This window comes from Pedococcus sp. P2_E4 (assembly GCF_056403935.1).
This window is the reverse complement of the sequence record NZ_JBFUEO010000034.1, coordinates 12,798-33,015: the sequence shown is the minus strand read 5'-3', so window position 1 is coordinate 33,015 and position 20,218 is coordinate 12,798. Positions and strand designations below refer to the sequence as shown.

Genomic DNA, 20,218 nt, shown 5'->3' with positions numbered 1-20,218 from the left:
GCGCAGGGGGCCGCACCGCGCCCGGCACCGGGCCTGGCACCGAGGGCCGCGCCGCGACCGGCGCCGCGCTCAGGGGAAGCGGTTGAGCGGGCCGGTGATCATGTCGACCGTCGCCTGCTCCAGCGTGATCGTCACACCCTGCTGGTCGTTCACGTGGAAGTGGGGAAGGCAGGCGGCGGGTGCCGTGAGCGACACCTGGTCGCCCTTCGAGGTCACCGCGCGGACCACGAAGGTCACGTTCAGGGGCGCCGTCTCCTTGCACCCCGGGTCATCGTTCCCGGAGCCGGTCCTCGCCAGGTTCGCGTTGATCGTCGCCAGGTCGCGATCGCCCATCACCCCACGTCGCACGTAGAGCAGCCGTGGCACCGCGTCGGCGGTGACTGCACGCGGGTCGACGACGGGGTGGGCGCAGGTGATCGCGGAGGTGAACACGGTGCCCTTGGGCAGCGCCACGGGCTTGCCCGCGAGGCTCTCCCCCAGGCCAGGGAGGATCGGCGGACAGGTCGGGTACGGGTCCTGGGCTGGCTGGTGGCTCGCGTAGTCGGCTCCCTGCTCGGACAGGGCGACGTAGTAGGAGTCGAGGAACACCCAGCCGTCGCAGAGCAGGTCGGAGTTGAGGTAGGTGTGCGAGGTGCCCTGCAGGTCCCGGTAGCTGACGGTGAACGCTTCGCCCTTGGGACGGTTGCCACACCCGGATGCGGACGGGTCGCCCTCGAGCCGCCAGTCCAGCATGTCGATGGTCGCCGGCTTGAGGACGGCGTCGTCGGGGGGCAGCGACCCCGGCCAGACCGAGTCCCCACCGGTGAGGGCGCAGACCAGCACCGCGTCGGCGCGGGAGCTGAGCGGACTCGCCGGGACCGAGGTGAGGGGCGTGATCGTCTTCTGGAGGTCCGGGCAGATGTTGATCGGGCTGGTGGTCTGCGAGGGCTTCGGGACGGCCGGTTCGGTGGCACGGTCGCGGAACAGGCCCGAGCCGGCGGTGCCGATGGCACCGATCACGACGGCCGCGACCAGTGTCGTGCTCGCGACGCGCAGCCGACGGGCGCGCACGGCATACCGGTGGGCACCTGGGGCGAGCCCCGTGGTGTCGAAGCGTTCCGGCGTCGCGGTGTGCATCGCGTCGCGCAACCTGGTCTCGATGTCAGTCATGACGGGCCCCCTCGTCCATGAGCAACGGACTGTGGCGCAGCGTGGCGAAGGCCCGCGCGCACTGGCTCTTGACCGTTCCCACGCTGCACTCGAGCTGTTGGGCGGTCTGGACCTCGGTGAGGTCCTCGAAGTAGCGCAGCACGACGACTGCGCGCTGCCCCCGGGGCAGGGTGGCGAGCGCGGCGAGCAGGTCGCGGCGCAGCTCGGTGGTGTCGGCCGCGGCAGCCGGACGCTCGGGGAGGAACTCGGTCGGGTACTCGCCGTTCCAGCGCCGGCGCCACCAGGCGATGTACGTCGTCATCATGACGCGGCGGACGTAGGCGTCGTACGACCCCGAACCGTCGCGGGTGATGCGGGCCCAGTGCGGCCACACCTTGCCGAGGGCGGTCTGGACCAGGTCCTCGGCACGCTGGTGGTCGCCGGTCAGCAACCACGCGGTCCGCAGCAGGTCGGCCCCGCGGGCGCTGACGTAGTCGTCGAAGGACGGGGGCCCCGTGTGCGTCATGACGACCACCTCACCCTCACCTTCGGCCAACGGGTTCCTCATGTCTGGGAGAAGCGGTCGGCCCCGCTCCAAGGTTGTCACCGCGCCGGTCGGGTCGCCTCCCCCACGCGGACCTCACCGCCCGGACAGCAGTGCCTGAAGCATCGACGACGTCTGGGCACTCACCGCCCAGACGTCCTTCGGGGACCAGTTGACGCTCAGCACGTCCCCGCACGCGCCGCTCAGCTCGACCAGCCGGTTGGAGTCGGTCAGCGCCCTCACGACGACGAGCGACCCCGCCATCGGGCAGGACGGCAGCGACCCGAGGGCGGACCCGGCGTGGCGGGCGTCGGCGTTCAGCTGGGCCAGCTGCGGCGTGCCGAGGACGTTGGAACGCACCTCGCGGAACCGTGGGACCACATCGTCGCGAGGCAGCTGGTGGAGGCACGCGGTGGCGAGGGTGAACACGGTTCCCTTGGCCAGCAAGGGTTTCGGGCTCGACTCGGCGGCACGGGGGTGCTCGCCCAGCAGTGCCGGGCAGCCGAGGAACCCCGCCGCGGCCTGGTCCTCGGCAGCCCGTTGCTCGGCGACCGCGACGTAGTAGCTGCTGAGCAGGGGCCATCCGTTGCAGGCCAGTACCTCGTTCTCGTAGCTGCGGACCGCCCCGTCGCGGTCACGCACGAGGAGCCGGTAGGTCGGGCCCGCCACAAGCCCGGCGCACTCCACCCCCGACGTCCGCGGTTCGATGGTCACGAGGTCGATCGCGCGGGGGTCGGTCAGCTCGTCGTCCGGCGGCAACGAGCCCGGCCACACGGAGTCGTCGTCTCGTCGGGCACACAGCAGCACCGCGGTCGCCGTGTCGCTCAGCACCCAGATGGCCTCGTCCGGGACGGACGCCTCGGCCGTCGTCGTGCGACAGCTGAGGGCCACCCGAGTCGTCGTCGTGGGCCCCGGAGCGGGCTGCACCTTGGGCGGGCTGCTGGTGGCAGCCACCACCGCTGCCGCGACGACGACGAGGGCCGCCACCGCCGACGAGGCGACCGTGCGCACCCGCCGTCGCCCGTCGACCCGGTCACGGGCCCGGCTCGCGAGCCCGTGGGTCGAGGGGTCGGACGGGACGAGGGCCGGCAGCACCGCCCGGGCGCCCGACTCGCTGCGCCCGAAGGCATCGAGCGCCGCCCGCTCGCGCGACGCCACGGTCGCAGTCGAGGTGTCCAGCAGGACTGCGACGCGCTCCGGCGGCTGGTCCAGCGCGTGCCGGAGCACGAGGACCGCCCGCTGGTGACGCGGCAGGCCCAGCAACGCAGCCCAGGCCCCACCCGCTGCTCGGGGCTGGCCACCTGAGATGCCGGCCGGGTCACCTGCACCATCGATCACCCGGTCGCTGGCAGGGTCGCGGGCAGGGTCGCGGGCAGGGTCGTGCCCGTGCAGGAAGGTGCGCAGCAGGCGCCGCGTGAGGGTGGTGTCGATCGCACCACCGCCGTCGTCGGTGAGCCCGTGCCAGTCGCGGGCCGCCCGTCCGAGCGTGTCCACCACGAGGTCGTCGGCGGCGGCGGCGTCACCGGTGAGGAACCACGCGAGGCGCACCAGGTCGGAGCCGCGCGCGACGACATACTCCTCCAGGCTCGGAGCCGACTCCGACCGAGTCATCGCCACCACCCAGCACCGGCGCCCCGCGTCCGTGCGGGGCCTGGCCCCAGCGTCCCACCGCATCCGCCCCGCGCGAACCCCCTGCGCCGGCGTCCACACTCGCCGCGTTGGGCGTGCAGGGCGCCCGCGGCATACGGGAACGCCGAAGGCCCGCCCCACTGGGGGACGGGCCTTCGGGAGGTATGCCGTGCGGCTCAGCGCCGCACGTCAGCCCGGGTCAGGAGTGGGTCAGTGGCCGTGGCCGTGGCCGTGACCGCCGGACGCCGGCTCCTCGTCTTCCTTCTTCTCCACGACGAGCGTGTCGGTCGTGAGGACCATCGCAGCGATCGACGCGGCGTTGCGCAGGGCCGAGCGGGTGACCTTGACCGGGTCGATGACACCGGCCTTGATCAGGTCGCCGTACTCGCCCGTGGCGGCGTTGAGGCCGTTGCCGACCGTCAGCTCGCGCACCTTGGAGACTGCGACGTAGCCCTCCATGCCCGCGTTCTCGGCGATCCAGCGCAGCGGCTCGGCCGCGGCCTTCTTGACGATGAGCGAACCGGTGGCCTCGTCGCCCTCGAGACCGAGGTCGTCGATGACGGCCGAGGCGTGCACGAGGGCGGAGCCGCCACCGGCGACGATGCCCTCCTCGATGGCCGCGCGGGTCGCCGAGATGGCGTCCTCGATGCGGTGCTTCTTCTCCTTGAGCTCCACCTCGGTGTGCGCACCGACCTTGATCACGCAGACGCCGCCGGCGAGCTTGGCGAGGCGCTCCTGGAGCTTCTCGCGGTCCCAGTCGGAGTCCGTGCGCTCGATCTCGGCCTTGATCTGGTTGACCCGGCCGGTGACGTCGTCGGTGTCTCCGGCGCCGTCGATGATCGTGGTGGTGTCCTTGGTGACGACGACGCGGCGGGCCTGGCCCAGCACGTCGAGGTCGGCCTGGTCGAGCTTGAGCCCGACCTCCTCGGAGATGACCTGGCCACCGGTGAGGGTCGCCATGTCCTGCAGCATCGCCTTGCGGCGGTCGCCGAAGCCGGGGGCCTTGACCGCGACCACGTTGAAGGTGCCGCGGATCTTGTTGACCACCAGGGTCGACAGCGCCTCGCCGTCGATGTCCTCGGCGATGATCAGCAGCGGCTTGCCGCTCTTGACGACCTTCTCGAGGACGGGGAGGACGTCGGCGATGGCCGAGATCTTGCCCTGGTTGATGAGGATGTAGGCGTCCTCGATCACGGCCTCCATGCGCTCGGCATCGGAGATGAAGTAGGGCGAGATGTAGCCCTTGTCGAACTGCATGCCCTCGGTGAACTCGAGCTCGGTCGTCGCGGTCGAGGACTCCTCGACGGTGATGACGCCGTCCTTGCCGACCTTGTCGAAGGCCTCGGCGATGGTCGACCCGATCGTCTCGTCCTGGGCGGACAGCGCGGCGACCTGGGCGATCTCCTCCTTGCCCTCGATCTCGCGGGCGTTCTCGAGCAGCTTGGCGGACACGGCCTCGACGGCCTTGTCGATGCCGCGCTTGAGGCTGGCCGGGGCGGCACCCGCGGCAACGTTGCGCAGGCCCTCCTTGACCATGGCCTGGGCGAGCACGGTGGCGGTGGTGGTGCCGTCACCCGCGACGTCGTTGGTCTTGGTGGCGACCTCCTTGGCGAGCTGGGCGCCGAGGTTCTCGTACGAGTCCTCGAGCTCGATCTCGCGGGCGATGGTCACACCGTCGTTGGTGATCGTGGGGGCGCCCCACTTCTTGTCGATGACGACGTTGCGGCCCTTGGGGCCGAGCGTCACCTTGACCGCGTTCGCGAGCGCGTCAACGCCGCGCTCCAGCGACTTGCGGGCGGAGTCGTTGAACTCCAGCGTCTTAGCCATGAAAGTCCTTCTCTAGCAGTCGAAATCGGGGTGCTGACATTCGGGGTGAAAGGCGACGTGCCCTGTATGCCGGCGGGCCGGCACACAGGGCACGTCAATCACGAGGTGCGGATGCTCAGCCGACGATGGCGAGGACGTCGCGGGCGGAGAGGATGAGGTACTCCTCGCCGCCGTGCTTGATCTCGGTGCCGCCGTACTTGCTGTAGATCACGCGGTCGCCGACGGTGACGTCGAGCGGGACGCGGTTGCCGTTGTCGTCGATGCGGCCCGGGCCGATCGCAAGGACCTCGCCCTCCTGGGGCTTCTCCTTCGCGGTGTCCGGGATGACGAGGCCAGACGCAGTGGTCTGCTCGGCCTCGACGGACTTGACGACGATGCGGTCTTCGAGCGGCTTGATGGAAACCGACACGGTGAGGACCTCCCCTTCGGGAATGTCGAAGTTGGACAGTGGTGGGTGGTGCAGGGTGCTGCCGGTCCGGTCGCCGTCGCGGGGGTCGACCAGGCGGCTGCGTTAGCACTCGGCGAACCGGAGTGCCAACCGCCAATCTAGGCTCGTGGTTAGCACTCGGTCAACTCGAGTGCCAGAACTGGACGGGGCGTTCGCCGAGGGCGGACGGCGCGGGCCAAATGCGGTGGCGCCGAACCCCCCGGACCGGGCAGTGTCTGGCGCATGCCGACCCCCACCAGCGACCCCGCCGTCCTGCTGCGCGCCTACGACGAGCAGCTGCGCGAGGAGCTCTCCTCCGCCCTGACCGCACCGCGGCTCGGGCCGCTGGTGCTCGCCACCTACCTCGGGGGCCGGGGGTTCATCACCTACAAGACCCTCGACGTCGACGGACGGCCTGCCGACGAGGACTCGGTGCGCCAGCTGGTGGACCAGGCCCTGGCGCACTACGAGGCGATGCCGGAGATCCTCCGGGTCGAGTGGAAGACCCGGGGCCACGACCGCGCCCCCGGGCTGCACGAGGCACTGGTCGCACGCGGGTTCGTGCCCGACGAGCCCGAGTCGATCATGATCGGCGAGGCCCACCTGCTCGCCGTCGACGTCGAGCTGCCCGAAGGCGTGGTGGTGCGCCAGGTGACCGACGAGGAGGACGTCCGCGCGATGTGTGCCATGCAGGCCGAGGTGTTCGGGGACGAGCCAGAGGAGGCGCAGGAGCTCCTCCTGCAGATCCTGCACCGGCTGCGGACGCGCGACGACATGGAGATGTGGGTGGCCGAGCACGACGGCCGCATCGTCAGCGCCGGTCGGCTCGAGCCGGTCGAGGACACGGACTTCGCGGGGATCTGGGGTGGCGCGACTCGGCCGGAGTACCGCGGCAAGGGCATCTACCGGGCCCTGACGGCGGCGCGGGCGCGGTCGGCCATGGGCTACGGCAAGCGCTACATCAACAGCGACTCGACCGAGTTCTCCCGGCCCATCCTCGAGCGCTCCGGTCTCCTCAAGGTGTCGACGACGACTCCGTACGAGTGGCGCCGCGACCGCTGACCCGCGGCGGGCGACCCCGGCACCCGCGGTCGGGCGACCCCGGGCACCGGCGGCGGGCGACCCCGGGCACCGGCGGCGGGCGACCCGGGCACCTGTGGCGGCCACCCCGCATACGACACAATGCGGGCCATGGACCTGGCCCTGCTGCGACGCCTGACCAGCGGCGAGGGCTGGGGCCTGCTCCAGTCGCTGCCCGACTACGACGAGTCGCAGGCGCTGGCCCTCCAGGCGCGGCTGCGGGGCGCGGGCTTCGACCCCGACCTGGTGGCCGCCGCCCTGAACCAGGCCAGGCTGCGAGCCAGGGCGCGGGACAAGTTCGGGGAGTTCGCGCGGGGCATGGTCCTCACGTCGGACGGCCTCGAGCAGGCCACCCGACTGTCCGTCGCCGCCCAGCACGCGCAGCGCTTCCGCGCGGCCGGGCTGCACACCGTGCACGACCTCGGGTGCGGCATCGGCTCGGACGCGATGGCCATGGCCGGTCTCGACCTCCGGGTCCGGGCCATCGACGCCGACGAGGTGACGGCCGGCATCGCAGCGGTCAACCTGCGGCACTGGCCGGAATCCACGGCGAACCAGGGTGTGGTCGAGGAGTTCACCGCGCCCCAGGGCGAGGGCGCGCGCGGCGTGGGCGCCTGGCTCGACCCCGCCCGTCGCACGCCCGGCGTCGCCGACATCACCGGTCGCACCCGCCGGGTGTTCAACCTCGCCGCCATCTCGCCGTCGTGGGACACGGTCCAGGCGGTCGCGAGGGACCTCCCGGCCACGGGCACCAAGCTCAGCCCGGCGTTCCCCCATGCCGCTCTGCCGCCCCGAGCGGAGGCCCAGTGGACCTCGTGGGAGGGCGAGGTCGTCGAGTGCGCCGTGTGGTTCGGGCCGCTGGCCCGCACGCCCGGCCGCACCGCCGCGGTGCTGCGTGACGGTCTCGCCGCCGTGCAGGTCACCGAGGCAGACACGGACGGGGCCGCGCCCACCCTCACCAACCTTGCCGACGTCGGGGCCTGGCTCTACGAGCCCGACCGGGCCGTGCTGCGGGCGGGGCTCACCGGGGCGCTCACCGCAGCGACCGACGGGGCCGAGCTCGATGCCGGGGTCGGCTATGTGGGCTCGTCGCGCTCCGTCGAGGTCCCCTACGCCCGCCGGTATGCCGTGGTCGAGGTGATGCCGTTCAACGTCAAGGCGCTGCGGGGCTGGCTGCGCGACCACGGCATCGACCGGCTGACCATCAAGAAGCGCGGGGTCAGCGTCGACGCGGACCTGCTGCGTCGCCAGCTCCGGCTCCCTGCCAAGGGCCACCACGAGGCCGTCGTCGTGCTGACCCGGGTGCGCAGCAACCAGGTCGCGCTCATCGTCCAACCGGCCTGAGGCAGGTCAACAGGAGGGTCGCAGGCAGGCTGTCACGCCAGTCGGCGGGGGCGCCCCAGCCAACCACGCGTTCGACGGCAAATGCGCGGAACCACAGGGCTCCGCGTGACTCCGGCCACTCGACACGCTCGGGGATTCGCCACGACCAGCGGGCGTCTTCTATGGTCGGAGCCGATGTCTTCGACCCCCCAGACCCGAGCGGCCCGGCACGCCCATGCCCGGCCGTCCTCGGCGAGCCTCTTGATCCAGGCGATCCGGCGCCCCAGCCACGCTTCGATCGTCAAGGCCCTGGGAGTCAGCACGGCCGCGCTCGGCCTGGCGACGGCGTTCGCGTCGCCCCCCGCGGCACCGACCATCCAGCTGACCGCGAGCGCGTTCACGGCGCCGCAGGTGACCGTGGCCGCCCAGGCACAGGAGGCTGCTGCGCCCCGAGCCTCTGCGAACTACGGCGCGATCGGCTTCAAGGCCCTGGCCAAGCCCTCCCGGACCTCGGGGTCGGGCGAGTCCTCCGACGCCGCGGCTGTCCGTGGTGAGAGGCAGGCGTCGCGCAGCATCCGCCGCACCGGCCTGCCCCACGAGCTCGGCCTCACCCAGCACGGGCTGGTCGTGCTCAATGCGCTCCGCGACAACTGCCCGCAGGTCACGAGCTTCGGCGGCTACCGCCCCGGCGACATGGACCACGGCACCGGCAACGCCGTCGACGCGATGGTCCCGTCCCGATCGGCCGGTGACGCCGTCGCCGCCTACGTCATGGCGCACGCGGCAGAGCTCAACGTGAAGTACATCATCTGGTACCAGCGGATCTGGTACCCCAGCAGCGGCACCTGGAAGCCCATGTCGGACCGTGGCGGTATCACCGCCAACCACATGGACCACGTGCACGTCTCGGTCAACTGACCGCCTGACCGCCGCCTAGAGCTCAGGGTCGCGCTGCGCTCCCTGGTGGCGCACGGTGTCGGCTCCGGCCGCCATGGCCGCCGCGACCGCTGCCCGCCGGTCAGCGCCCTGAGCCAGCGCGGCCGCCAGTGCCCCACAGAAGGCATCGCCTGCGCCCGTCGTGTCGACGACATCGGCGCCGTCCACCGCCTCGCCGTGGAACTGCTCGCCGTCCCAGCTGCACCCTGCGGCGCCGAAGGTCACCAGCAGCGAGCCCGGCACGACGCCGGACTCCCCGAGCTGCATGGCCTCGTGCTCGTTGACCACCACCGGGTCGGCGAGCGCAGCCACGTCGGCCGGCAACGCGGCATACGGGGCGGCGTTGACGACCACGCGCGCGCCCCGAGCGTGCGCCGCCCGGGCGGCCCTCGCCACGACCGGGACGGGCACCTCGAGCTGTGCCAGCAGGACGTCACCCGGTCCGAGGTCCGGGACCGCGAGGGCGTCGACGCGCCCGTTCGCCCCGGGGATGACGACGATGGCGTTCTCGCCGGCGTCGTCGACGGTGATCCAGGCCTGGCCCGTGGGGGTGCCGGCCAAGGTCTGCACAGGGGTCACGTCGACGCCCCGCTCCCCCAGCCTGCGCAGGTATGCCGTGCCACCGTCGTCGTCGCCCACGGCACCGACCACGGTCACGACGGCCCCGGCCGCCGCGGCGGCAACGGCCTGGTTGCCGCCCTTGCCGCCGGCGAACCGGCGAGTGTCACCGAGCGCGAGGATCGTCTCACCGGGCCGGGGATGGCGTTGCACGTCGACGACGAGGTCGACGTTGAGGGACCCGAGCACCACGACGCGGCCCATCAGCGCATCCCGCCCGAGACGGTGTCGAGCCACAGGGTCGCGTAGCGCCGGGCGTCGACCTCGAGGCACACGTCGATCGTGGAGCGTGCCTGCCCGTGGGGGTCGTAGTCGATGCCTGCGGCCCAGTCCCGCGAGTCGACGATCGTGCGTCCTCGCGACCACGTGCCGGCGAGCTCGACCCTGACGGGCAGCCGTCGCCGGGTGACGCCGCCCGGCTCGATGACGGCGCACACCGCCCCCGCGTCACCCAGGGTCGCCGAGTCCGTGCCGAAGCGCCCGCACTGGAACTCGACGAGGCGCCCGCCCAGCTCGGCGGCGCCACCACCCCCGGCTGCGACGAGCGTGCGAGCCGTCTCGAGCTCGACCCGTGGCTCGTAGAAGACGTCCAGGCCGTACATCGTCACCGGGATGTCGAGGTCGACGCAGGCGTCCAGGACCACCGCAGCCGCCTCGGGGTCATGGAAGACGTTGAACTCCGCCGAGGCCGTGACGTTGCCGACCTGGGCTGCTCCTCCCATGAACACGATCTCGCGAATCCCCCTGGCAGCGCTGGGATAGGTGCGCAACAGGAGGGCGATGTTGGTCAGCGGCGCGAGCGGGACGAGAGTCACCCGGTCGGCGTCGTGGCCGTGCTCGGCAGCCGCCATCAGCACATCGCGCAGCACCTCGACGGCATGACGCGGGTCCGGCGTGCGGGTCGACCGTGGCCAGTCGAGGTCGCCCATTCCGTCCTCACCGTGGACGACCCGGGCGTCCTTCGGCTCCTCGAGCAGTGGGCGCTCTGCGCCGCGCGCCACGACCACGTCCTCGCGCCCGGCCGCGTCGAGCACCGTGAGGGTGTTGGCCACGACCGAGTCGACGTCGGCGTTGCCGCCGACGCAGGTCACGGCACGCAGGTCGAGTGCCGGGTGGAGCGCCGCGAGGAGGAGGGCGCAGGCATCGTCGACTCCGGTGTCGACGTCGAGGATCACGGGCAGGGTCACGCATTCGATCCTGCCAGAGCGTTGGGGTACGGTCCCTCGGTGACCGCCCGACCCGCTCCCGCCCTCCGCGTGCTGACCGTGGGCGCGGCGACGCTGGCGCTGGGCGTGGTCACCGCGTGCACCGGCGGGACCGGCGGGGCCCCGACAGGGTCCGCCAGGTCCGCGTCGAGCAGCACCACGACGACGAGTCCCGGCTCCCCGAGCACCTCGACCTCCTCGACCACGACGACGACCACCACCACCACCACGGCCGCCCCCTCGTGCGGGGAGCGGCTCGCGGCCGAGTTGACTCCAGCCCAGCGGGCCGGGCAGCTGCTCATGGTCGGCCTGCAACCGACCGGCAGCTCGCGCGCCCTGGCTGCGCAGGTCAAGGCCCAGGACCTGGGCGGCGTGATCTTCCTCGGCGGCTGGTCCGGCGGCAGCGCCTCGGTCGCCACCGTGTCCACGCGACTGCAGACTGCCGCGGGCGGTGGCCTGCTCCTCGCCGCCGACCAGGAGGGCGGTCAGGTCCAGCAGCTGCGCGGGCCCGGTTTCACCCGCATGCCCTCGGCGCGCACCCAGGCCCAGTCCGGTGTCGCCACCGAGGAGAAGAACGTCGAGGCCTGGTCACGAGAGCTCAAGAAGGCCGGCGTGAACATCAACCTCGCTCCGGTCGCCGACACCGTCCCGACCTCCCTCGGCGCCGCCAACCAGCCGATCGGCCGGTACCGCCGCGACTTCTCCCCCGGCAACCCCGCGGTGAACGCGCGGCTTGCGACCGCCTTCGTCAAGGGCACCCTCGCCGCGGGCATCGCGCCCACGGTCAAGCACTTCCCCGGCCTGGGCCGCGTCACGGGCAACACCGACCTGACCTCCCAGGGCACGACCGACACCGTGGCCAGCACCGACGACCCGTACCTCGAGCCGTTCCGGGCCGGCATCGAGGCGGGCGCCCCGCTCGTCATGGTCTCCTCGGCCCGCTACCCCCAGCTCGACTCGGACAACCGGGCGATGTTCTCCAGGGCGATCGTCACGGACCTGCTGCGCGACCGGCTCGGCTTCGACGGGGTGGTGATCACGGACGACGTCGGTGCCGCCAAGGCAGTGGCGGCGGTCCCGGTCGGGGCGCGCGCGACCCGCTTCATCGCAGCGGGCGGCGACATCGTGCTGACCGCCACGGCGTCGCAGGCCCCGCCCATGCTGGCCGCCATCGCCACGAAGCGGGCCTCCAGCAAGGCCTTCGGGGCCCAGGTCGACGCGGCTGCGGCACGGGTGCTCGACCTCAAGGCCGACCTCGGCCTCGTGCGCTGCGGCTAGCACCCTCCGGCTCGGCCCACCGAAGTGCGCCGAGCCCACCCCGCGACAGGGGCCAGGCGGTCTCTCGTCGGCCAGACTGTCGCTGAGGGGCTGCGACTAGGACTGGATCTGGGTCACCGGCATCGAGGAGTCGGCCGGCAGCCCCAGCGGCGACGGCGCACGCCCCTTGAGCACCATCTGGGCCCCCAGCGACGCCACCATGGCGCCGTTGTCCGTGCACAGCCCCGGTCGCGGGACGCGCAGCGAGATGCCGGCGGCGTCGCACCGCTCCTGGGCCATGGCCCGCAACCGCGAGTTGGCCGCCACCCCACCGCCGATCTGGAGGTTCGCGACGCCGTGCTCCCGGCAGGCCGCGACGGCCTTGCGGGTGAGGACGTCGGTCACCGCCTCCTGGAACGACGCCGCGACGTCGGCGACCGGCACCGGCTCCCCGGCAGCCTCGCGCGCCTGCACCCACCGTGCCACCGCGGTCTTCAGCCCCGAGAACGAGAAGTCGAACCGGTAGCGCTCCAGGTCGCGACCCGTCGTGAGGCCGCGGGGGAAGTCGATGGCCACCCGGTTGCCCTCCCGCGCGACCCGGTCGATGTGCGGGCCACCCGGGAACGGCAGACCCAGCACCCGAGCGACCTTGTCGAACGCCTCCCCCGCCGCGTCGTCGATGGTCGACCCGAGCGACTGGATGTCGTGGGTGACGTCGGGCACCAGCAACAGCGAGGAGTGGCCGCCCGAGACGAGCATGGCCAGCGTCGGCTCGGGCAGCGGACCGTGCTCGACGATGTCGACGGCCACGTGCGACGCGAGGTGGTTGACGCCATAGAGCGGCTTGCCGAGCGCCACGGACAGCGACTTCGCCGCGGCGACGCCCACCATGAGGGCGCCCGCGAGGCCCGGCCCCGACGTGACAGCGATGGCGTCGAGGTCGGACAGCCGCACGCCCGCCTCGCGCGCCGCGCCCTCGATCGTCGGCACCATCGCCTCGAGGTGTGCCCGACTCGCGACCTCGGGCACCACCCCACCGAACCGGGCGTGCTCGTCGACGCTGCTCGCGATCGCGTCGACCAGCAGCGTCTCACCCCGCACGATGCCCACGCCGGTCTCGTCGCAGGACGTCTCGAGGCCGAGGACCAGGGGCTGGTCGGTCGCCATCAGCTCACCTCCGCCAGCGTCAGGCGCAGCACGTGCGCGTCGACGTCGCCGGGCTGGTAGTAGCGACGTCGGACGGTCAAGGTCTCGAATCCCCTTGTCGCATAGAGCTTTCGGGCCGGTTCGTTGTCAGCGCGGACCTCGAGCATGAGGTATGCCGCGTGGTCGGCCTGCGCCCGCGCGACCAGCTCGTCGAGCAGCTGGCGCCCGATCCCGCGGCCTTGGGCCGCGGGAGCCACGGCCATCGTCATGATGTCGGCGACCTCGCCGCCCAGGTCGAGGCCGCCGTAGCCCACGACGGTGCCTTCGGCGTCAGGGACGACGACGTAGGACCGTCGCGGCCTGGCCGCGAGCTCGGCCCACCACGTCGGCTCGGACCACGCGTCGTCCGGAAACAGCTCGGTCTCGAGGGCGACGAGTGCCGGCAGGTCGCTCCAGTGCAGGTCCCTCATGCGCGTGCTCGCTCGGCGGTGGTGAGGGCGTCGGGACGGCGCAGGTACAACGGCTCGACCGGCATCGGGATGCCGTCGTGGATGCCCTCGGTCGCCACCTGGGCGAGGGCCGCCGCGTCGACGTCCAGCACGTCGAGGGGGTTGGCGAACAGGTCGGGGTAGAGGACCGGCCCGCGTCCTGCGGTCGGCAGGGCGCGCAGGTCGGCGGGGAGGTCGCCCGGCCGGTCCACGGCAGGCTCGGTGAGCCGCGTCGCGCGGCCGGCCCGCACGGCATACCGCGACCAGTAGACCTCCTTGCGGCGGGCGTCGGTCGCCACGAGCAGGTCGCCGTCACCGACCTGCTGGGCGGCCACCGCCGCCAGGGCGTCCAGGCTGCAGACGCCGTGCACCGGGATGCCGCGAGCGTGGGCGAACACGAGCCCGGTGACGACCCCGACCCGCAGCCCGGTGAACGGCCCCGGTCCGGTGCCCACCACGACGTCGGTGACGTCGGCCGGCGTCACGCCCGCGGTGGCCAGGCAGCGCTCGATGAGCGGGGCGACGTGCTCGGTGTGGGCTCGGGCGTCGATGACCGTGGCGGTGACGGGGTGAGGCGTGCCGTGCAGCCCCACGGTGATCGCCGAGGTGGAGGTGTCGATCGCCAGCAGCAGCATCAGGCCACCGCCCCCAGGGTCGACAGGTCGACGTCGCGCCACCGGGCACCGTGGGCGAGCACGCCGACCGTGCGGACCTCGTCACCCTCGAGGACCAGCTCGAGGCGGTCCTCCGACAGGTCCTCGGCAAGACCGTGGCCCCACTCCACCACGGTGACGGAGCCCTCCAGCGACGTGTCGAGGTCGAGGTCGTCGAGCTCGGCGAACCCCCCGAGCCGGTAGGCGTCGACGTGCACGAGGGCCGGTCCGCCCACCAGTGAGGGGTGCACGCGAGCGATGACGAACGTCGGCGACGTGATGGGGCCGCGCACCCCGAGTCCCTCGGCGATGCCCTGGGTGAGCGTGGTCTTGCCCGCGCCGAGGCCCCCGGTCAGGACGACGAGGTCGCCCGCGCGCAGGACCGTGGCGAACCTGGCACCCCAGTCCCGGGTGTCCTCGGCGGTGGGCAGGGGCGGGCTCGTGACGTCAGGCACTCTTGCCTCCGCGGCGCGCCTTGGCGACGCGGCGGCGCTTGGCGAGGTCCGTGACGGTGCGGCGCACGCGCGGCTTCCCGGAGACCCGCACGCCCTCGGTCGCCGCGCGCATGCCGCGCTCGATGAGCGCAGTGAACTGCTCGGTGAGCACCTCGGGGTGCTCGAGCATGATGATGTGACCGGCTTCCTCGATGACCACGTGCTCGGCGCCCGGGATGAGCCGGACGATCTCCTCGCTGTGGTCGGGAGGCGTGAGCACGTCGCGAACTCCGTTGAGCACCAACGCCTCGATGCCGTGGAAGTGCACGAGGGCGTGGCGCTTGTCGTGCTGGTCGAAGGTGGGCAGGAAGTCGGCCATGACGTCGAGCGGCGTCCCGAAGATCATGTCGCCCGTCAGCCGTACGGCCGCGGGCGGCACGGGCGATGCGAAGCTCCAGCGCTCGACGAGGAACTCCTCGATGTCACGACCGGCGCGGAGCGCACCGCGGACGAAACCAGGTCGCGCGGACAGCCGGTCGAGCACCCCGGGGCCGAACCGGCCCACCAGCTTGCCGAAGTACTGACCGAACCCGAGCGAGACCAGCTGGGCACCGCCGGCGCTGGTGGCGACGAAGGCGACCGCCAGCACGCGCTCGCGCACCACCTCGGGGAACTGGTCGGCCAGCGCCATCATGGTCATGCCACCCATGGAGTGCCCGATGAGGACGAGCGACCCCTCTGGCGCCGCCTCGCGGATCACCGCGTGCAGGTCGCGGCCCAGCTGGTCGATGTCGCAGGACTCCTCGCTGCCGCGCCCCGAGGCGCCGTGACCGCGCTGGTCCCAGGCGACGACGCGGTAGCCCTCGCGGATCAGGGCCTTGCGCTGCAGGACCCAGCTCTGGTGGCTGAGGCAGAAGCCGTGCGAGAACACGACGGTGGGCTTGTCGGGTGAGGCCTCGTCGGCCGCCGGCTCGTCGACCTCGACGTGCAGGCGGACGCCGTCGTCCGCCTCGACCACGAACTCCTTGTCGGGCGTGTGGGCGTAGGCCCCCTCGGGCGCCAGGACCGACAGGCGAGCGTGCCGCTCCTTGCTCGCCCGGCCCGCGACGATGCCCGCGCCGGTGGCGGCGCCCGCGGCGGCCAGGCCGATGCCCAGACCGATCAGGCTGCGGTTGACGGGACTCACGCGTGGGCCTCCTCGACGTAGACCCGTGGCACCCGCGCCCCCACCCGGGTCACGATCTCGTAGTTGATGGTCTGTGCGGCCTGCGCCCAGTCCTGGGCAGTGGGCTCGCCCAGTGCCCCGACTCCGAAGAGGACGGCCTCGTCACCCGCCGCAGCCGTTGAGTCGGCCCCGAGGTCGAGCACGAACTGGTCCATGCAGACGCGACCGGCGACCGTGTAGGTCCGGTCGCCCACCTGCACGGGTCCGGCGTTGGAGGCGTGCCGCGGTATGCCGTCGGAGTAGCCCATCGGCACGAGGCCCAGGCGGGTGTCGGACGCGGTCGTGTAGGTGTGCCCGTAGGAGACGCCCTGCCCGGCGGGGCAGTCCTTGACCAGGGAGAGCCTGGAGACCAGCCGCATCGCCTCGCGCAACCCGAAGTCGGCGGGCGCCCCGAGGTCAGGCACCGGGGAGAGCCCGTAGACCGCGACGCCGGGGCGCACGAGGTCGTAGTGGGCGGAGGGGTTCGTGAGGGTGGCGGCGGAGTTGGCCAGGTGTCGCACCTGCGGGCGCAGCCCGGCAGCCTCGAACTGGGCCACGACGGCCTCGAACTGCTCCTGCTGGGCGCGGACGGTGGGGTGGGCGGGCGCGTCGGCGTAGGCGAAGTGCGAGAACACCCCGACCAGCTCGAGCGCCCCCTCGGCCTGCGCGCGGCCGACGGCGGCGACCAGCGCCAGGAGGTCGGCATCCCACGCGCCGTTGCGACCCAGACCCGTGTCGACCTTGAGGTGGACCCGGGCGGTGCGCCCGGTGGCCGCCGCAGCAGCAAGGGCCTGGTCGAGGGACCACGCTGACGAGACGCCGAGCTCGATGCCCAGGGAGACGGCCTCCGTGAAGTCCTGCCCGGGCACGTGCAGCCACGAGAGCACCCGAGTCGTGATGCCCGCCTGCACGAGCTCGACCGCCTCGGCGAGCTGCGCGACGCCGAGCCAGGTGGCACCGCCGCGCGCGGCCGCCCGGGCGGCCGGGAGCAGCCCGTGGCCGTAGGCGTCTGCCTTGACTACGGCCATCACCTCGGCGGACCCGGCATGCGCCTTCAGCGCCGCGACGTTGTCTCGGATGGCACCGAGGTCGACGTGGGCGCAGGAGGGCAGGACTGGTGTGCTCATGGCCCCGTCAGTCTGTCAGAGCCCCTGTCGCCCGCGCCCGGGCGGGCCTCAGGGGGTCAGCGGCTGCGGGTTGCAGTTCTGCAGCGTGACGCTGAACGGCACGGTGTTGTTCGGGGTCTCCAGCATCGCCCCGTCCTCGTCGCCGACCAGGTTGATCGTGTAGCTCTCACCCGCGTTGACCAGCGTCTGGCGCCACGTGTTGCTGCCGCGCTTCCACTCGATCACCAGGACCGCGCCGTCGACCACCGTCAGCTGGCACCCGGTGGCCCAGGAGCCCATGTACGGGTACAGCGGCTGACCGGACAGTGACTTCACGGTGCGGGAGTTGTAGCTCGTCCGGTTGTTGCTCGAGTACGCGGTGCCCTCCGGCCAGGAGATCACGCCACCGGCCCACGCGCCGCCGCTGCACTCCGGGATGTTGCACTCCCAGCGGCTCTCGATCCAGCTCACCGGGCTGCACGTCACCGGGTCGGTGCACGCGGCGGCAGTGGGCGTCGGAGTCGGGGTCGGTGTGGGCGTCGGGGTGGGGGTCGGCGTCGGGGTCGGCGTCGGGGTCGTGGTCGTGGTCGTGGTCGGGGTCTCTGTCGAGGTGGGGGTCGGCGTCGGGTCAGGGCCAGCCACCGGCTCGGTCAGGCCGTAGCCGAAGACCGACGGAGACTGGACGCTGACGACCTCACCGGAAGCAAGACCCGTCACGACGTACCCCGCACCACCGGCTGCCAGCGTCGCGAGCACGCGGTGCGTCCCCCCGGGCAGCCCGGCATACACCTTCGCGGAACCGGACGTGATCGCGACGGTCCACCCGGTCGCCGCCGCCTGGGGGGCGTACACCGCTGCCGAGGTCGTGTAGCCGTGCCGGGTCGACATCGCGCCCATCGAGGCGGGCCACACCAGCGCGTGGGCCACGTCCGTGGGACCCCACGGGCACGGGCTGCCCGTGCATGTCCAGGTCACGCTGACCGAGGTCGGACCCGTGGGCGTGGGGGTCGGCGTGGGGGTCGGCGTGGGAGTCGGGGTCGGCGTGGGAGTCGGCGTCGGGGTCGGGGTCGGGGTGGCAGTCGGAGTCGGCGTGGGCGTGGGCGCAGGGGCGGGCGCGGTCAGGGCGTAGCCGAACACCGTCGGGTTCTGGACACTGACGACCTCACCGGTGGCCAGACCCGTCACGACGTAGGCCGCGCCACCGGCCGCCAGCGTCGCGAGCACGCGGTGCGACCCGCCGGGGAGCCCGGCATACACCTTCGCCGCACCGGACGTGATCGCGACGGACCACCCGGTCGCCGCGGTCTTCGGGGCGTACACCGCTGCCGAGGTCGTGTACCCGTGCCGGGTCGACAGGGCGCCCATCGACGAGGGCCACACCAGCGCCTGGGCCACATCCGTGGGACCCCACGGACACGGGGTGCTCGTGCACGACCAGGTGACCTTGACCGAGGTGCCCGTCACAGGCGGGTCGGCGGCGAGGGCGGTGGTGGACATTCCGAGCACGACGACGATGCTGGCGAGCGCCGCCGTGAGCGCTCGCGCGAAGCGAGTGCTCGACGGTAGGGCGACTCGGACAACTCGGGTGTGCGGAACCCCCATTGTCGGCCTCCTCGGGGACATGAGACGGCAAGGCTATGGGCGGGGCCGCCGCGAGGGTTCAACCGTTCGTCGTAGTACGACCGGTCAAACTCTGTCACCGCGCCGGAGCAGAGCCGCCACGGTCGACGGTATGGCGTGGGCCACGGCCAGCGCGCGGACGGGACCGCCGGGGTTGGCACGGTCCGCGGCCACGCCGTGGACCAGGGCCGCGAGGCTGCCCGCGTCGAGGGGGTCCAGCCCCGCGGCCAGCAGGGTGCCGGCGAGCCCGGCTAGGACGTCACCGGCGCCGGCGGTCGCCAGCCAGGACGGGGCGTCTGCCTGTGACCGGACCGGCCGCGCCGTGTGCGGCGCCGGGACGACCAGGGTGGTGGCGCCCTTGAGCAGGACCGTGGCCCCGGTGAGCTCCGCGAGACGGCGCGCATGGCGCACCGGCTCGGCGAGGACGTCGTCGCGCGTCACGCCGGACCTGCCGCTCGCGTCGCGTCCCTCTGGGGCGTCGCGTCCCTCGGGACCGTCGCTCCCCTCGAGGCGTGTGAGCAGGCGAGCCAGCTCGCCGGCATGCGGCGTCAGCAGGGTGGGGGCCTCCCGGCGACCCCCGACGAGGTCGAGCCCACCGGCGTCGAGGAGGACAGGCAGGTCGGTGGCGAGGGCGGCGTAGGCCGCGGCGACCTGGGCTGCTGCGGACTCCCCCGTCGCCTCGACGTCCAGACCCGGCCCGATGGCCCACGCCTGGACCCGACCCGGGCCCACGACCGCCTCGGGAACGGCGGCACGGACGGCGGCGACGGAGCCCGCGGTCCCGAGGTAGCGCACCATACCGACTCCTGCCTCCACCGCCGCGGTGCAGGCGAGGACGGCCGCGCCCGGGTAGGCGTCGCCGCCGGCGATGACGCCCAGGACCCCGCGCGAGTACTTGTCGGCGCCCGGACCCGGCACCGGCCAGGAGCGCGCGACGTCGTCGTGGTCGAGTCGCTCGACGTCGGCTTCGCCCTCGACGTCGAGGCCGATGTCGACCACCGTGAGCCGACCCACGGCTGGCTCCGTCGCCGGCAGCAGGTGCACGGGCTTGGCCACGCCGAACGTCACGGTCTCGTCGGCGAAGACCCCGGCGTCGCTGCCGACCTCGCCCGCCGGGTCCGCTCCGGACGGCAGGTCGACACTGACCACGTAGGCCTCGTCCGGCAGCGCCCTGACCCAGGCCGCGGCCTCGTCCGGAAGTCCGGGACGTCCACCGATGCCGAGGACACCGTCGACCACGAGGTCCGCCGCGTGCAGGGCCGCGAGCCAGGCGTCGGACGGCTGCAGCACCACCACCCCCGCGGCCTGCGCGGCAGCGAGACCGGTCGGGTGGAGCGGCCAGCCCCCGTGGAGGACCTGGCACTGTGCGCCACCCTCGGCCAGCTCGGCGAGGGCGAAGAGAGCATCGCCGCCGTTGTTCCCCGGTCCCACCAGCCCCACGACGCGGGTGCCGTCGCGTTCGGACAGCCGGGCCCGGCAGACGGCCGCGAGACCAGCGGCCGCCCGGCCCATGAGCTCGCCCTCGGGGAGCACTGCGAGCAGGGCCTGTTCGGCGGCCCGTACCCGAGCAACCGACCAGGCGCGCAGCACCGC

Annotated in this window: 19 protein-coding genes; 4 read left to right on the top strand and 15 right to left on the bottom strand. The window is 72.9% G+C overall.

Annotation, left to right across the window (positions count from 1 at the left end; all coding sequences use genetic code 11):
* Positions 1-69: 69 nt before the first annotated feature.
* The 5 genes from AC1DV7_RS14520 to groES form a co-directional block, all read right to left on the bottom strand.
* Entirely contained in the window at positions 70-1,149 is a 1,080-nt protein-coding gene (locus AC1DV7_RS14520) for a hypothetical protein (RefSeq protein WP_477597846.1), read from the bottom strand.
* Positions 1,142-1,654, bottom strand: a complete 513-nt coding sequence (locus tag AC1DV7_RS14515; RefSeq protein WP_477597845.1) for a SigE family RNA polymerase sigma factor — start codon at positions 1,652-1,654, stop codon at positions 1,142-1,144. Before AC1DV7_RS14515 ends, AC1DV7_RS14520 begins: the two co-directional genes overlap by 8 nt.
* Before the next feature lie 114 nt (positions 1,655-1,768).
* A complete protein-coding gene (locus tag AC1DV7_RS14510) occupies positions 1,769-3,283 on the bottom strand; it encodes a SigE family RNA polymerase sigma factor (RefSeq protein ID WP_477597844.1) in 1,515 nt (504 codons plus the stop codon).
* 228 nt (positions 3,284-3,511) lie between these two features.
* Entirely contained in the window at positions 3,512-5,128 is a 1,617-nt protein-coding gene (gene groL / locus AC1DV7_RS14505; RefSeq protein ID WP_477597843.1) for a chaperonin GroEL, read from the bottom strand.
* A 115-nt stretch (positions 5,129-5,243) separates the two neighbouring features.
* Positions 5,244-5,537 carry a co-chaperone GroES gene (gene groES / locus AC1DV7_RS14500; RefSeq protein ID WP_056882342.1) on the bottom strand — a complete coding sequence of 98 codons (294 nt, stop codon included), beginning with the start codon at positions 5,535-5,537 and terminating at the stop codon, positions 5,244-5,246.
* A 261-nt stretch (positions 5,538-5,798) separates the two neighbouring features.
* On the opposite strand from groES, the gene AC1DV7_RS14495 reads away from it, so the two are divergent.
* From AC1DV7_RS14495 to AC1DV7_RS14485, 3 genes are all read left to right on the top strand, one after another.
* Positions 5,799-6,617, top strand: coding sequence for a GNAT family N-acetyltransferase (locus tag AC1DV7_RS14495; protein ID WP_477597842.1), 819 nt, complete (start codon positions 5,799-5,801; stop codon positions 6,615-6,617).
* A 129-nt stretch (positions 6,618-6,746) separates the two neighbouring features.
* Positions 6,747-7,979 (top strand): THUMP-like domain-containing protein, encoded by a 1,233-nt coding sequence (locus AC1DV7_RS14490; protein ID WP_477597841.1) that lies wholly within the window; start codon positions 6,747-6,749, stop codon positions 7,977-7,979.
* 174 nt (positions 7,980-8,153) lie between these two features.
* Complete coding sequence (locus AC1DV7_RS14485; RefSeq protein WP_477597840.1) at positions 8,154-8,876, top strand: VldE C-terminal domain-containing protein; 723 nt, start codon at positions 8,154-8,156, stop codon at positions 8,874-8,876.
* A gap of 15 nt (positions 8,877-8,891) precedes the next feature.
* Here the strand turns inward: AC1DV7_RS14485 and AC1DV7_RS14480 are convergent, their stop codons facing one another.
* Together AC1DV7_RS14480 and AC1DV7_RS14475 are read right to left on the bottom strand one after the other, a co-directional pair.
* Positions 8,892-9,716: a PfkB family carbohydrate kinase gene (locus AC1DV7_RS14480; protein WP_477597839.1), complete on the bottom strand. Its 825-nt coding sequence runs from the start codon at positions 9,714-9,716 to the stop codon at positions 8,892-8,894.
* Entirely contained in the window at positions 9,716-10,699 is a 984-nt protein-coding gene (locus tag AC1DV7_RS14475; protein WP_477597838.1) for a nucleoside hydrolase, read from the bottom strand. Before AC1DV7_RS14475 ends, AC1DV7_RS14480 begins: the two co-directional genes overlap by 1 nt.
* Positions 10,700-10,738: 39 nt before the next feature.
* Here AC1DV7_RS14475 and AC1DV7_RS14470 point away from each other — a divergent pair, with 39 nt between their 5' ends.
* Complete coding sequence (locus AC1DV7_RS14470) at positions 10,739-11,995, top strand: glycoside hydrolase family 3 N-terminal domain-containing protein (protein ID WP_477597837.1); 1,257 nt, start codon at positions 10,739-10,741, stop codon at positions 11,993-11,995.
* Between the two features lie 96 nt (positions 11,996-12,091).
* On the opposite strand, the gene tsaD is transcribed toward AC1DV7_RS14470, so the two are convergent.
* From tsaD to AC1DV7_RS14430, 8 genes are all read right to left on the bottom strand, one after another.
* Positions 12,092-13,141 carry a tRNA (adenosine(37)-N6)-threonylcarbamoyltransferase complex transferase subunit TsaD gene (tsaD, locus tag AC1DV7_RS14465; RefSeq protein WP_477597836.1) on the bottom strand — a complete coding sequence of 350 codons (1,050 nt, stop codon included), beginning with the start codon at positions 13,139-13,141 and terminating at the stop codon, positions 12,092-12,094.
* A complete protein-coding gene (rimI, locus tag AC1DV7_RS14460; protein ID WP_477597835.1) occupies positions 13,141-13,590 on the bottom strand; it encodes a ribosomal protein S18-alanine N-acetyltransferase in 450 nt (149 codons plus the stop codon). Before rimI ends, tsaD begins: the two co-directional genes overlap by 1 nt.
* Positions 13,587-14,243 carry a tRNA (adenosine(37)-N6)-threonylcarbamoyltransferase complex dimerization subunit type 1 TsaB gene (gene tsaB / locus AC1DV7_RS14455; RefSeq protein ID WP_477597834.1) on the bottom strand — a complete coding sequence of 219 codons (657 nt, stop codon included), beginning with the start codon at positions 14,241-14,243 and terminating at the stop codon, positions 13,587-13,589. The genes rimI and tsaB overlap by 4 nt, the downstream gene beginning before the upstream one ends.
* The gene (tsaE, locus tag AC1DV7_RS14450) at positions 14,243-14,716 is read right to left on the bottom strand and encodes a tRNA (adenosine(37)-N6)-threonylcarbamoyltransferase complex ATPase subunit type 1 TsaE (RefSeq protein WP_477597833.1); all 474 of its coding nucleotides are present in this window, start codon (positions 14,714-14,716) and stop codon (positions 14,243-14,245) included. The genes tsaB and tsaE overlap by 1 nt, the downstream gene beginning before the upstream one ends.
* A complete protein-coding gene (locus tag AC1DV7_RS14445; RefSeq protein WP_477597832.1) occupies positions 14,709-15,881 on the bottom strand; it encodes an alpha/beta fold hydrolase in 1,173 nt (390 codons plus the stop codon). The genes tsaE and AC1DV7_RS14445 overlap by 8 nt, the downstream gene beginning before the upstream one ends.
* The gene (gene alr / locus AC1DV7_RS14440; RefSeq protein ID WP_477597831.1) at positions 15,878-17,026 is read right to left on the bottom strand and encodes an alanine racemase; all 1,149 of its coding nucleotides are present in this window, start codon (positions 17,024-17,026) and stop codon (positions 15,878-15,880) included. The genes AC1DV7_RS14445 and alr overlap by 4 nt, the downstream gene beginning before the upstream one ends.
* A gap of 48 nt (positions 17,027-17,074) precedes the next feature.
* The gene (locus AC1DV7_RS14435; protein ID WP_477597830.1) at positions 17,075-18,511 is read right to left on the bottom strand and encodes a hypothetical protein; all 1,437 of its coding nucleotides are present in this window, start codon (positions 18,509-18,511) and stop codon (positions 17,075-17,077) included.
* A gap of 180 nt (positions 18,512-18,691) precedes the next feature.
* Positions 18,692-20,215, bottom strand: coding sequence for a bifunctional ADP-dependent NAD(P)H-hydrate dehydratase/NAD(P)H-hydrate epimerase (locus AC1DV7_RS14430; protein ID WP_477597829.1), 1,524 nt, complete (start codon positions 20,213-20,215; stop codon positions 18,692-18,694).
* Positions 20,216-20,218: the final 3 nt, after the last annotated feature.